Origin of the sequence: Paenibacillus arenilitoris (genome assembly GCF_014705655.1) — a bacterium.
Taxonomy (GTDB): domain Bacteria; phylum Bacillota; class Bacilli; order Paenibacillales; family Paenibacillaceae; genus Pristimantibacillus; species Pristimantibacillus arenilitoris.
Genome location: NZ_JACXIY010000042.1, coordinates 54,108 through 67,239 on the forward strand (window position 1 = coordinate 54,108; position 13,132 = coordinate 67,239).

Sequence of the window (13,132 nt, forward strand, 5' to 3'; positions counted from 1 at the left end):
GGAGAGGAGGAACAATCGATGGTTCGACGTGCTAGCGAATCGGGCCGCTGGCTGCGGCGGCTTGTTTATGTGCTGCTGGCGCTGTGCGCGTACGCGACTTTATTTCCTTTCGTCAATATTATCGCGACGTCGCTTAGCAGCAGCCGGGCGATCAACGCGGCGGAAGTGTTCATGTGGCCGATCGAGTTCAATCTCGACGCGTACCGAAATTTGCTGCGGGACGGCCAGCTTGTCGTCGCCATGAAGAACACGGTCGTCATCACCGTCGTCGGCACCGCGCTTAACATGCTTTTTACGGTTATGGCCGCCTATCCGCTGTCCAAAACGCGGCTGAAAGGACGTAATCCGATGCTCATGGCCATCTTGTTCACGATGCTGTTCAGCGGCGGGATCATCCCGAGCTTCCTGGTCGTGAACGGCCTCGGCCTCGTCGATTCCTATTGGGCGTTATGGCTGCCGGGGCTCATGAGCGCCTACAACATGTTCGTCTTGAAGTCCTTCCTGGAAGGGCTGCCGGAGGAGCTGGAGGAATCGGCCGCGATCGACGGGGCGGGGGAGGCGCTTATTTTGTGGAAAATTATTTTGCCTCTATCGAAGCCGGTGCTCGCCGCCCTTACCCTGTTCTACGCGGTAGGCTGGTGGAACTCCTACATGAACGTGCTGATCTATATCCGCAGCACCGACAAAATGTCGCTGATGGTAAAGCTGTACCAAATGATCGACCTGATCAGCCCGGAAATGCTGCGCGCCGGGGAAGGCGTGACGCAGACGCTCATTACGCCGGAAGGTATCCGCGCGGCGGCGATCGTCATCGCGATCGTGCCGATCCTGTGCGTCTATCCTTTTTTGCAAAAGCATTTCATTAAAGGCGTGCTTCTCGGCTCGGTCAAAGGGTAACGCAATGCACGATATCGAACCCGCTTTCATAGGCGGGATGATATAATAACGATAACGTTCAAGGAGGTCTACGAAATGTTGACAAACCGACAAAGAGGCGGCAAGCTCGCAGGTTTGCTCATCTTGATCATGATGCTGACGGTGACGGCGTGCTCGGGGTCCGGCAACGGAAACGGAAACGGCAACGGCGGCGCGCCGGCGGGCGATCAGACTACGGGCGATACGGGGAACAAGAGCGGCGGCGCGCCGAAGAAACTAAGCGTATCGATGTTCGACCGAGGCCAAGTGTCGAGCGACGAAGGCACCTACGAGGAGAACCGGTGGGTCGACTGGATCCGCGAGCAAACCGGCATCGAGGTGACGTTCGCTCCGGTGCCGCGCAACAAGGCGCAGGATACGCTCAACATTATGATCGCGTCCGGGCAGGCGCCCGACCTGATCTGGGAATACGACCGCAACTATATCGGCAGACTCGTCTCGCAAGGGGCGATACAGCCGATCGGCGACTATATCGAGAAGTACAGCATCTCGTACAAAAAATATTTGGAACAAAATCCGGAGCTCGTCCCTTATCTGAACTTCAACGGCGAAATGTACGCGGTGGCGTCGAAGCGCGCCATTACGGCGGTGGCGAACCACGCGATGTGGATCCGGCAGGACTGGCTGGATGAGCTGAATTTGAAGGCGCCGACCACGATCGAGGAACTCGTCGAGGTCGCGAAGAAGTTCAAGGAGCATTACCCGGACAGCACGCCGATCGTCGGCGGCAACAAGTCGGATATTTATGCGGCGCTGCACGGAGCGGTGTTCAACCATTGGTATCTGGAGGACGGCAAAATGAAGCTCGGCGCGACGCTCGACCGCTACGCCGACGCGATCGCGCTGGAGAAGGAGCTCTACGACCTCGGGCTCGTCGACCGCGAATATTTGACCGATACGACGAACCAGCGCTCGAATCAATTATGGACGACCGGCAAAGCGGGCATCCTGCTCGGACAGTGGAGCAACGAGCCGCTCAACCGCGATTTGCTGACGACGGTGCCGGATGCAAGGCCCGTTCCTCTGGAAGCCGTATCGACGAAAAACGGCCATTACGGCACGTATCAGGAAGCGCCGCCGCTGTTCTTCATCGCCTTCAGCAAAGATATGAAAGACCCGGAGACCGCCGTCCGGTACCTCGACTGGCTCGTCGACAAGGGCTGGTTCACGCTGATGAACGGCATGGAGGACGTCCATTACGAGATGGCGGACGGCGTTCCGAAGCAGCTCGACGGCGCGAAGTTCGAGAAGGAGGTCCGTTACGCGGCCGAGTACGCGGTGCTGCGCCAGGATAACGTGAAGGCCGAGGACCTGCCGCTGAAGGCGGCCGGCGACCCGCTGTCGCAGCAGATCGCGCAGCTGAGCGCGGACGCGCTGAACACGGCGATGCTGCACGAATTCCGCCGCGACATTCCGTTCCAGCCGAACTTCGACGAAATTAACGAAATCCGTTCGACGTTCGATACGTTCCTGAACGAGATCCGGGCGAAGGCCACGACGCAAGGACCCAAATATACGGCCGAGTGGGCGCTCGGCGAAATTCGCAAGGAATGGGAGCGCCTCGGCGGCGCGAAGGCGGAGGAAATCGCGGGCGCCTGGTACGAGGAGAATAAAGCGTCGTTCGAATAACGAATCATCACAGTGGGGGTAGGAGACGATGAAGCAGCTTCAGAATCAGCGGTTGGCGAAAGCGATAACGATCTTATCGGTCGTGCTGTTCCTTCTCGTCTCCTCCTCAATCTTTTTGACGTATTATCTGTTCACCAATCAGCTGAAGGGCCAGCTTGCAAGTACGAACATGGAGCTGCTCAGGCAGCTCAATGACAAGCTCGAGCTGGTTCTGAGGCAAATCGATTTCTCCGCCGTATCGCTCATCGCTTCGGAGGAGGTCATCCATTTCTACGACCGGGAGCTCGGCGATGCGGAGAGCTTGAACAACGAGGTGCGCATCTCCAATAACATTTACAACGTGATCAACAGCAACCGGTACATTTTGTCCATCGACATGTATTCGTACCCGAAGCAGAAGCTCGTCACCGGCAACGACTTGACCGAGCAGGAGCTGATGCAAAACTACCAATGGATCGCGGAGTTCCAGCAATTCGAAGGGTACATGGACTGGATGACGACGCGCAGGCTGACGCTGAACCGGGCGGAGGATCCGATATTCCGCAACGTGGTGACGCTGGTGCGCACCTACCCGCTCATCCATAAGCCCGGCGCTCGCAAGGGCGCCATCGCCGTCAATTTGAAGGAAGAAATGCTGTACGACCTGATCCGGAACGCGACTGCGGAGGAGAAGGGGCAGACGTTCATCATCGACGGCGACGGCGTCGTCGTGCTGCATGCGGATAAGAGCAAGCTCGGCAAGGATATCAGCGAATTTCCTTACATTCGCCGAATCCTGGACGAGAACGGCGCCGAAGGCGCTTTCTCCGCCGACGTCGAGCAGACGAAGTCGACGTTGTTCTACGCGAGGACGAAGCAGGCCGACTGGAAAATCGTGCACGTCATGCCGGAGGCGGAATTGATCCGGCCGCTGTCGATTATCCGCAAGGGGCTGATCCTGCTGGCGGTCGTCCTGTTCCTTGTCGCGACGGCCTCGGCGACGGTGGTGGGGAGATGGACCTTCAAGCCGGTGAACCGCTTTATTCAGGCGATGACGAACCATTTGAAGAAGGACGCCCGCGGTCCCGCCTTCCGGAAGTATTCGGATGAGTTTCAGTATTTCGAATCGACGGTGCAGCATATATTGGAAGACCGGAACTTGTTGAACAAGCAGTTCAACGAGAGTAAGCCGATGATCAAGTGGCAGCTGCTCAAGGAGCTGCTCACCAGCAGGCGCAAGTCGGCGACCGCGCTTCAGCCGTATATGGATATGCTCGGCTTGTCGCTGCACGGCGGGCATTTCGTCGTCATGAGCGTCGAATTCGATAATAAAAACGAGATTCCGACGCCGCGCGATTTGCAGCTGTATTCCTACGCGCTCTGCAATGTGGCGGAGGAGCTGATGAACGCCGAGAGCAAAGGGATCGCCGCCGAGATGGACAACGGCAAATGCGTCGTCGTCATGAGCTTCGAGGACGAGGGCGACGGCGAGCGTCACGCGATGCGGGCGGAAGCGGTGGCGGATTTGATGAAGGACTTCGCGCGCGAATATTTCAACCGGACGATTACGATCGGCATCGGCAACGCGGTCAGCGGGCTTGGCGACATTCACCAGTCGTATAAGCAATCGCTGGACGCGCTCGGCTACAAGCTCGTGCTAGGCGGCAATTCGATCATTACGATGGAAGACATTACGAACGAGCCGTCGCCGCAGTACTACCGGCTGTTCGGGATGACAGACGGCATGGTCCAATCGGTGAAGCTTCTCGATCGCGACAAGCTGCGGCAGCAGGTCGCCAAATGGTTCGAAGCGTTCTCGGACAACAACGTCCGGCCGGAGATGATCCGGCAGCTGATCGTGCAATGCCTCATGAAGGCGGCGACCGCCGCGGCGGAGATCGGCGTGGACCCCTCGGAGCTGTTCCCCGAGGAGGGCATGTACGAGATGCTCGGCGGGTACGAGCAGCTCGAGCAGCTGGAGCGTTTTACGATGGAGGCGCTAGAGCGTTACATGGCAAGCATTCAGGCGAAGCGCAGCGGGCGGGAGAAGAACGACGTCATCGACAAGGTGCTGCGGTACTTGGAGCAGCACTATATGCGCAGCGACCTATCGCTTAACCTGCTGGCCAGCGAGTTCCATATCAGCGTCTCCCATCTGAGCAAGCTGTTCAAGGAGCAGGAAGAATGCAATTTTATCGATTATTTGATGGATATCCGGATGAACCGGGCGAAGGCGCTGCTGACGGATTCGGAGGCGATGATCAAGGATATCGCCGAGCAGGTCGGCTACACGAACGTGAACAGCTTCGTCCGCCTCTTCAAGAAGACGACGGGGCTGACGCCGACCGAATTCCGTCAGCGGAACAAGCCCGCGGGACAATCCGACGTTTCGGAGGTGGAGCTATGACGGATCACAGGCTGCTGGAGGCAAAGCTGGAGTCGTTGTTCGCTTATATGACGGGCGACCATAAGGGCAGATGGGGGATGGACATCGAGCAATGGGACTGGGTGCCGGGCGTCGGCATCGTCTCGATTATGGCGTACGGCAAGCGGACCGGGTCGGAGCCGGTCATCCGCTACGTCCGGGAATGGGCGGAGCGGAATAAGGAGAAGGCGGGCGGCGCGAAAGTGATCAACGCGATGGCGCCGTTCGCGGTTTTCCCCGAGCTGTACCGGCTGACGCGAGAGGAGAGGTACCTGAAGCAATCGGAGGAAATCGTCCGCTGGATGATGAACGAGGCGCCGCGCACGCGGGAAGGGGCGCTCGAGCATACGGTGACGGAGTCGGTGCAATTCCGCGAGCAGGCATGGGCGGATACGGTCTATATGGCCGTCCTGCTTATAGCCCGGCATGCCGGGCTGACGGGCGACCGGGCAGCGGCGGCGGAGGCGCTGCGGCAGACGATGCTTCATCTGCGCTTGCTGCAGGAGCCGGAGACGGGCGTCCTGTTCCACGGCTGGAACTGCGAAGCGGGCGATCATATGTCGGCCGTGCGCTGGACGCGGGCGAACGCGTGGATCGCGCTGGCCGTTCCCGAGATCGTGGAGGAGATCGGCGGACTGGTCGATATCCCGGAGGAACTTCACGGCCGCTACGCGGCGCTCGCGAAGGGGCTGCTGTCCTATCGGGCGGCAGGCGGCTTATGGCACACGGTGCTGGACAGGCCGGATTTTTACAAGGAATCGTCGGGCAGCGCGGGCATTGCGTGCGGCTTCGTCAAGGCGGCGAGAATCGGCTTGGTGGACCCGTCCTACGCCGCGAGTGCCCTGCTGACGGTGGAAGGCCTGCTGCCGCTTATCCGCGCGAACGGCGAAGTCGCCGGCGTGTCGGGCGGCACGCCGGTGATGGAATCGGCGGAGGCCTACAATCGAATCAAGACCTATCCGACGCTGTACGGGCAAGGCTTGACGATGCAGCTGCTGACGGAAGCGCTTGCGATCGAATAAAGGAAGGCGCCGCTCGACGGCAAGGGAAGGGTGAAGCAAGCAATGGCAACGCAAATGCCGGATCCGAAGCGAATGATCATCGGCAAAATGGCCGCGATGGAGCCGCGCTACAATGGGGAACTCCGCATGCTGCGGTCGAAATTCTCAAGTCCCGGCTACCATACGCAAATCAAGCAGGCGGATTTCATTCATTCGACACGGGACACGATGATTTACGCGCTCGCGCTGCTCGATACGGAGCTGCCGGAATACGAGCAGCGGGCATACGATATGATCGGCCGGATCGTGTCGCTTCAGGATCGGGACCGCAGCCGGGACACGTTCGGCATATGGTCCTGGTTCTATGAGGAGCCGCTCGAGCGGATGGCGCCGCCGGATTGGAACTGGGCGGACTTTATCGGCAAGCAGCTCGTGCTGGCCGTCAAGCGGCACGGCCACAGATTCCCGGCGGAGCTGCGCGAATCGGTCGTCCGCGCCATCGGCTTCGCTTGCGACGCGATCATCAAGCGGGACGTCGGTCCCTCCTATACGAATATCGCCATCATGGGCGCATTCGTCACGATGATCGCGGGCGAGCTGCTTGGGCAGCGGGCGTATGCGGAATACGGCCTCCGGAGGCTGACGAAGCTGTACGAGCATACGGAGAAGAGGCAAGTATTTCAGGAATATAACAGCCCGACGTATACGCAGATCGCGATCCTCGAGCTTTCCAAAATCATGGCGGAGACGGCGAGCGCGGAGGCGAAGCGGATTAGCGGCGAGCTGCTCCGGATGACCTGGAAGACGGTGGCCGAGCATTTCCACGCCGGGACGAAGCAATGGTCCGGTCCGCATAGCCGCTGCTACAATACGCTGCTTAACGATTCCTGCAAAGCGTTTCTGCAGATCGCGACCGGAGGCAAGCTGAGCTTCTTCCCCTGGGATAATATTCCATACGACACGGAATGGTACAAGAGCGGCATCGCGTGTCCGCCGGAGTATTCGGAATGGTTCGTCGCTTCGGAGGAGAGGGAGTTGCGCCAGCTTTACGCGGGCGAGGAGCTTGCCGATACGGCCAAATGGGCGACGACCTGGATGCGGCCGCATTATTCGCTCGGCAGCTTCGATCATGAAATATTATGGAACCAGAAGCGGGCGCTGCTCGCTTACGTGGACAATGGCGGCGAGCCGGCCTACGCGCATCTTCGTTTCCTGCACGACGGCTACGATTACTGCTCGGCCGTGCTGAAGAGCAGGCAGCGGCGGGGCGATGTGCTGTTCGGGATCGACTTTCTCGCGAACGGCGGCGATACGCATCCGGGCCTCGACCGGATCGACGGGCGGATCGAGGCGTCGGATTTCCGGATCAGGCTCGAGCTTGGCGGGCGGCTGGCCGGAGTTCGGGCGGTTGCGGACGGAAGCGCGGCGCGAATAATCATCGGCCAGGAATCGATCGACGTGCATGCCTGGTTCGCGGCCTTCCGGGAAGAGGCGGCGGAAGAGCGGGCTTTCGAGTGGGAAGTGAACGAGCTTGGCGAAGATAAGCTTGGCGTCGACCTCGTCGTCTATTCGGGAGAGCGGAGAACGATCGATTTCCGCAAAATGAGGGAAGCGGGCTTCGTCTTCTCGCTTCGGATCGGAGGCGAAGACGAACTTCCCGCGCCGTCCCTGCGGCGAGAGGGCGACCGGCTGACCGTAACGGGAAGCGGCGAGGCGAAGGAGACGTTTGCTTTAAGCTTGCGTCCGGTCGAAATCTAAAAGAGCGGCCCCATGTTTCCTGCCGGAAACGATGGGCCGCTCTTCCGATGCCGGCGGCATCGGCGATCAGCCGCCATGCGGCGGTTAACCTCTCAATAGGCGATGCCCGCCCTTGCATGCACGAACTGCCTGCTAAAATATTCGTTCAGCGCAAACTCGGCCGTATCGGCAAAGGAAATAGTCGTCCCCCCGAACGGCAGTTTATCGGCAAGCGTCCGGTACACGCCCGTCCGCTCTCCTTCGACGAGCCTCGTCGGGCAAACGATCGTCCACTCGAGGCCGCTTTCCTTCAAATATTCGTAGGCCTGATGGTGCTCGGCCGCGGCCGCGGTCGTCGTTCTCCTGTTCTCGGACGAGCGGTAGCGGAGCAAGCCGGGCTCCGCGCTGCTTTCGAGAATGCCCGCCGTCCCGATCGTCACGAGACGCGTCGTCCCTCGCTCGCGCATCGCCTCCGCGATATTCCGCGTCCCTTCGATGAGGGTGCCTCCGTCTTCCGTGCTCAAGCAGCTAATGACGCCGCTCGCCCCGGTCATGGCGGCCAGGACGTCCCGCTTGTTCCGGACGTCTCCCTCCGCGAGATCGGGATGGCGCCCGTCTCCGGAGCGGACGAACAGCCGCACGTTCACGCCGCGCTGCTCCGCGATTGTTCGAACCTGCCGCCCTACTCTTCCCGTTGCCCCAATAATTAACAGCTTCATTTGTTCGAACCTCCAACGAGCAAGTAAATTCATTCTAGTACTTGCCGCTTCAAAGATCAATGTTCCGAGGAAGAGGCACTTTGGCTCGTTATTGACGGTCGATCGCCCGTTCATTAATATATAGGCAAAGACAAAGGAGCTGACAGCGATGAAAATAAGAGTGGAGCAGCCGGCGGCGCGCTGGTACAAGACGGAGATGGGATTATCGGACGGGGATTCGGTCCGCGTGTACGTCCGCTTGGGCGGCTGCGGCAGCGTTCATCCCGGACTGTCGCTCGGCGTCATTAAGGATACTCCGATGCGCGTCGGGGTAAGCGAAGTCGTAGAAGGCGTCACCTTCTATATGGAGGAAGACAATCTATGGTACTTGGACGGCAAATCGCTGCGCATCTCGTTCGACGAGAGGTACGAGGAAATTAAGATGACGGTCGAGTAAGCAAACCTTCATAGAACCTTCCAGATTTGGAAACAATGACGATAAAGATTGGTTTAACGGAGGACGCTTAACGATGAAGGTAACGATAGGGCGCTGCCTGCTTGCCGAGAGGCTGGCGGAGCGGGGGATGTCGCGGGAGAAGCTTGCCGCCGATTTGCGCATGAGGCCGGAGAGGATCGGCGATTATATCGACAACAAGCGGATCATGCCGCTGAAGACGGCCGTTGCGATCGCGCGAACGATCGGATGCAATACGGAGGAGCTCTACGAATTCGAATGAACGGATAAGCACAAGGAGGAGGACCGGATGAAGCTGTCGGAGGAGCAGATCGGGCGCAGTCTCGCCGATATCGAGGGGTGGAAGCTTGAAGACGGCAAGTGGATCGTCAAAAAATACCGGTTCAAAGCGTTCACGGACGCCATCGCGTTCGTGAACCGCGTCGCGGAATTGTCGGAGAGCCATAATCATCATCCGTTTATCGCGATCGATTATAAGCTGGTGACGCTGCGGATGACGTCGTGGCATGCCGGAGGGCTGACCGCGCTTGATTTCACCGCGGCTGCGGCGTTTGACGGAGCTTATTCGGAAGGTTAGCCGCCGTGAAGCGCGTGGGCTCTGTGTCTTTATTGGTGCGGATAAAATCGCGGCGGCATTCAAAGCGGCTGCCAGCTTGTCGAATGCGGCAAACGAGCGGTATCCGAAACGTCTTCAGGTGATGGATAGGAATGTATTAGCCGTCTCCCAAACGGCCGCCTCCCGCCATAGCCGGCAAATTTGCTGCAAATGTGCAGGTTTTTGGCCGCCATACGAGCCGCGTGATGCATGTGCCTGCATATGTGCAGCTTTTTTCGTCCAGAATGCTCGATTGGACTTTCAAGTCCCGGAATGCCTGCACAATCGCAGGAACTCCGTCCGGGCTGACTCGTCGATGGTGCAATGCTGCACATTCGCAGCTTTTCGAGTAACTAAACATCCTAACTAGCCAAGGTAAGTGCAGCCAGAGCCAAGGCAGACGGAATAACCGGGGCGGAGGCAAGCCGATCGCCGAACGCAGCAGAACGAATAAACCTCCATCCGCTCCCGCAGGCAGAAGAGGATGGAGGTTTTGCCGTATTCGCAGCGGCAGCTAACCGCTATTCCTTGGCCTTCGAGCCGTCGTCCGGCTGGCTCAGCTCGTCGAACGACTTCACTTTGCCGTGCGGCTGCTGATTTTGCTTGCGCTGGTTCCAGGCGTTCTCACGGCGGTTTTTGGGCGATGTCATCGCTGCTTCCCCTCCCTTCCACCTGTAGGTTGGCATAATGCAGCCTTTTCCATACAGGGAGGCAGAGGAACGAACAGCCGCTGTCTATACGCCCGAATAAGCCAAAAATCCGCCGTCGACGGGAACCGTCGTGCCGGTTACGAAGCCCGCGCTCGTCTCGTCGACGAGCCAGAGCAGGGCGCCGAGCAGATCCTCCGGCTTGCCGAAGCGGCGCATCGGCGTATGCGAGAGGATTTTGCCCGAACGTTCGGTGAGGCTGCCGTCCTCGTTCGTGAGCAGCTTGCGGTTCTGCTCGGTCAAGAAGAAGCCCGGCGCGATCGCGTTCACCCGAATGCCCGACTCCGCAAGATGCACGGCCAGCCACTTCGTGAAATTTTCGACCGCCGCCTTCGCCGCGCTGTAGGCCGGAACTTTCGTCATCGGCGAAGGCGCGCTCATGGACGATACATTGATGATGACGGCGCCTTGGCGGCCAAGCATCTGCTCCGAGAAGATTTGCGTCGGAATGAGCGTGCCGACGAAGTTCAAGTCCATCACGTTCCGGAAGCCGTCGATGCTCAGGTTGAACAGCGTCGTCACGCCTTCCGCGTCCTTGTGCTCCGGCTTGAACGTTTCATGCGTCGTATTCGCGCTTGGGTGGTTGCCGCCCGCGCCGTTGATCAGAATGTCGCACGGCCCAAGCCGTTCTAGCACGGCAAGACCCGCGGCGCGCGTGCTTTCCTCGCTCGTGACGTCGCAAGCGACGGCGATCGCTTCGCCCCCGGCGGAACGGATTTGCTCCGCGACGGCTTCGCCTTTCTCCACCGTACGGTTCAGGATCGCCACCTTGGCGCCCTGACGGCCAAGCTCAATCGCCATGACCCGGCATAATACGCCCGCGCCGCCGGTGACGACCGCGACTTTGCCCTCCAGCGATTCGTGGATCGGAAGCTGCGTCATTGGCTAGCCGCCTCCTTTCCGGAGACGCGCTCGTACGCGTCCCACAAGCCCCACAAATACATGATGCCGAGCGCGCGGTCATAGAGACCGTATCCCGGCCTGCACTGCTCATCCCAAATATGCCGGCCGTGATCCGGTCTGGCATAGCCCGTATACCCGATCTCTTGGTACGCTTGCACGATACCGGCGATATCGACGCTGCCGTCCTGCGTGCGGTGCGACGTCTCGATGAAGTCCCCGTTCTCGTAGACGCGGACGTTGCGGATATGAGCGAACGGGATCCGGTCCGCGAATTCATGGATCATGGCGATAATATCGTTCTCGGGATTCGCGCCCAGCGAGCCGCTGCAGAGCGTAATGCCGTTATTCGGGCTGTCGTACAGCTTCAGGAACCGCCTGAAATTATCCTGGCACGTCATAATCCGCGGCAGGCCGAATACCGGCCACGGCGGATCGTCCGGGTGGATCGCCATTCTGATGCCGCTGCGCTCCGCGACCGGAATGATTTCGCTTAGAAAATACTTCAGGTTCTCCCACAGATGCTCCTCCGTCACGCCTTGGTAAGACTCGAACAGCTTCGTCAAATGCTGCAGCCGTTCCGGCTCCCAGCCCGGCATCGTGAGCGCCGAGTTCGCGTTGATGTCCTCGACCAGCTTGAGGGGATCGACGTCCGAGATCCGACTGCTCTCATAGAACAGCGCCGTCGCGCCGTCGCCCATCGGCTTATGCAGGTCGGTGCGCAGCCAATCGAAGATCGGCATGAAGTTGTAGCAAAGGACTTTGACCCCGGCGGTGCCCAGCTTCTCGATCGTCCTTTTGTAATTCTCGATGTACCGCTCGCGCGAAGGCAGGCCAAGCTTAATGTCCTCATGCACGTTAACGCTTTCAACGACATCGATGTGAAGGCCGGCCTTCTCCGCCTGCGCCTTCACCTCGAGAATGCGCTCCATCGGCCACTCTTCGCCGGCCGGCACGTCGTGCAGCGACCAGACGATGCCGTCCGTTCCCGGAATTTGCTTAATGTAGCTGAGCGGAACGGTGTCATTCCCCTCGCCGAACCATCTGAACGTCATTTTCACGTTTCATCAGCCTCCGTCGTCATTTGTAATAATTCGGGTATTTCTCCTTGAGCAGCGCCTGATCCGCGATGTTCAAGCTGAGATGCTCCGTCATGAGCCGCTCGGCGCCCGCTCCGTCCTTCGCTTTGACCGCTTCCAGCATGAGCCGGTGCTGCTCGTACAAATGCGCCCAGTTGTGATCGTCGACGAGCCGGAGCATCCGGCTTCGGTTCAAATGGGCGTTCATCTGCTGCATGACGGCCCAAATATTGCGCTTGCCGCAGCCGTCGAACAAAATGCGGTGGAACGACTCATCGAGCTCGAACATGCTTTTGTCGTCCTGCGCCTCGATGCAAACCTCCTGCTGCCGGATGTTCATTTCCAGCCGCGTAAGCGCCTCCTGCGGAAACTCGCCGCACGCAAGCCGGATCACCGCCCGCTCCAGCTGCTCCCGCATGAACCGCGCCTCCTCGACCAGCGCCGTATCGATCAGCGAGACGAACGTGCCGCGCTGCGGCAGCACTTGCACGAGCCCCTCCTGCGCGAGCCGGAGGAAGCTTTCCCTCACCGGAGTCCGGCTGACGCCGAACAAGACGGACGTCTCGTTCTCGGACAGCGGCGTGCCCGGCGGCAGCTCAAGCTTTAAAATCTGTTCCCTGAGCTGTGCGTAGACCGCGTCCCGGGCGGAAACCGGCTGCGAGCGAACACCAAAATCCATGTCATCCATCCTTTCAGCCTTACACTACCATACTACCATACAAGTATGGTAGCGGAAATAGCTTTTTTAGACGAACGAAGATCTAACGGACTCCGGAGCCGTTATTTGACCGAATATGGTCTGTCCCAAAATGTAACGGACATGAGCGGCCTTATTCCGCCTATTTGAAGCGTGAAATCCAATATTTCGCACCAATAACGTCTCTCGTGTCCGTGCGCGCCTAGCAAAGCTGGGTACAACTAGCCGGTGAAAGTCCGGTCGGGGTAGGGGCCAAGCCGCCTCGTAGCTAGCA

General features: G+C 59.3%; 13 protein-coding genes. 8 read left to right on the forward strand and 5 right to left on the reverse strand.

Annotated elements, in window-relative coordinates:
- The first annotated feature begins 18 nt into the window (after positions 1 to 18).
- From IDH41_RS26685 to IDH41_RS26705, 5 genes are all read left to right on the forward strand, one after another.
- Positions 19 to 897 (forward strand): carbohydrate ABC transporter permease, encoded by an 879-nt coding sequence (locus IDH41_RS26685; RefSeq protein WP_190866634.1) that lies wholly within the window; start codon positions 19 to 21, stop codon positions 895 to 897.
- A 75-nt stretch (positions 898 to 972) separates the two neighbouring features.
- Positions 973 to 2,565 carry an extracellular solute-binding protein gene (locus IDH41_RS26690; RefSeq protein ID WP_190866636.1) on the forward strand — a complete coding sequence of 531 codons (1,593 nt, stop codon included), beginning with the start codon at positions 973 to 975 and terminating at the stop codon, positions 2,563 to 2,565.
- A gap of 28 nt (positions 2,566 to 2,593) precedes the next feature.
- A complete protein-coding gene (locus IDH41_RS26695; RefSeq protein ID WP_190866638.1) occupies positions 2,594 to 4,951 on the forward strand; it encodes a helix-turn-helix domain-containing protein in 2,358 nt (785 codons plus the stop codon).
- Positions 4,948 to 5,991, forward strand: coding sequence for a glycoside hydrolase family 88/105 protein (locus tag IDH41_RS26700; protein WP_190866640.1), 1,044 nt, complete (start codon positions 4,948 to 4,950; stop codon positions 5,989 to 5,991). Before IDH41_RS26695 ends, IDH41_RS26700 begins: the two co-directional genes overlap by 4 nt.
- Positions 5,992 to 6,033: 42 nt before the next feature.
- Positions 6,034 to 7,728: a hypothetical protein gene (locus IDH41_RS26705; RefSeq protein ID WP_190866642.1), complete on the forward strand. Its 1,695-nt coding sequence runs from the start codon at positions 6,034 to 6,036 to the stop codon at positions 7,726 to 7,728.
- 92 nt (positions 7,729 to 7,820) lie between these two features.
- On the opposite strand, the gene IDH41_RS26710 is transcribed toward IDH41_RS26705, so the two are convergent.
- Positions 7,821 to 8,426 carry an NAD(P)-dependent oxidoreductase gene (locus tag IDH41_RS26710; RefSeq protein WP_190866644.1) on the reverse strand — a complete coding sequence of 202 codons (606 nt, stop codon included), beginning with the start codon at positions 8,424 to 8,426 and terminating at the stop codon, positions 7,821 to 7,823.
- Positions 8,427 to 8,574: 148 nt separating this feature from the next.
- Between IDH41_RS26710 and IDH41_RS26715 the strand changes: the two genes are divergently transcribed.
- From IDH41_RS26715 to IDH41_RS26725, 3 genes are all read left to right on the forward strand, one after another.
- Entirely contained in the window at positions 8,575 to 8,862 is a 288-nt protein-coding gene (locus IDH41_RS26715) for a HesB/YadR/YfhF family protein (RefSeq protein ID WP_190866646.1), read from the forward strand.
- A gap of 73 nt (positions 8,863 to 8,935) precedes the next feature.
- Positions 8,936 to 9,142, forward strand: coding sequence for a helix-turn-helix domain-containing protein (locus tag IDH41_RS26720; protein ID WP_190866648.1), 207 nt, complete (start codon positions 8,936 to 8,938; stop codon positions 9,140 to 9,142).
- 27 nt (positions 9,143 to 9,169) lie between these two features.
- Positions 9,170 to 9,457, forward strand: coding sequence for a 4a-hydroxytetrahydrobiopterin dehydratase (locus IDH41_RS26725; RefSeq protein WP_190866650.1), 288 nt, complete (start codon positions 9,170 to 9,172; stop codon positions 9,455 to 9,457).
- A 539-nt stretch (positions 9,458 to 9,996) separates the two neighbouring features.
- On the opposite strand, the gene IDH41_RS31605 is transcribed toward IDH41_RS26725, so the two are convergent.
- From IDH41_RS31605 to IDH41_RS26740, 4 genes are all read right to left on the reverse strand, one after another.
- Entirely contained in the window at positions 9,997 to 10,125 is a 129-nt protein-coding gene (locus IDH41_RS31605; RefSeq protein ID WP_223830094.1) for a DUF6254 family protein, read from the reverse strand.
- An 84-nt stretch (positions 10,126 to 10,209) separates the two neighbouring features.
- Positions 10,210 to 11,064 carry an SDR family oxidoreductase gene (locus IDH41_RS26730; protein WP_190866652.1) on the reverse strand — a complete coding sequence of 285 codons (855 nt, stop codon included), beginning with the start codon at positions 11,062 to 11,064 and terminating at the stop codon, positions 10,210 to 10,212.
- A complete protein-coding gene (uxuA, locus tag IDH41_RS26735; protein WP_190866655.1) occupies positions 11,061 to 12,143 on the reverse strand; it encodes a mannonate dehydratase in 1,083 nt (360 codons plus the stop codon). The genes IDH41_RS26730 and uxuA overlap by 4 nt, the downstream gene beginning before the upstream one ends.
- 19 nt (positions 12,144 to 12,162) lie before the next feature.
- A complete protein-coding gene (locus IDH41_RS26740) occupies positions 12,163 to 12,840 on the reverse strand; it encodes a GntR family transcriptional regulator (RefSeq protein ID WP_190866657.1) in 678 nt (225 codons plus the stop codon).
- Positions 12,841 to 13,132: the final 292 nt, after the last annotated feature.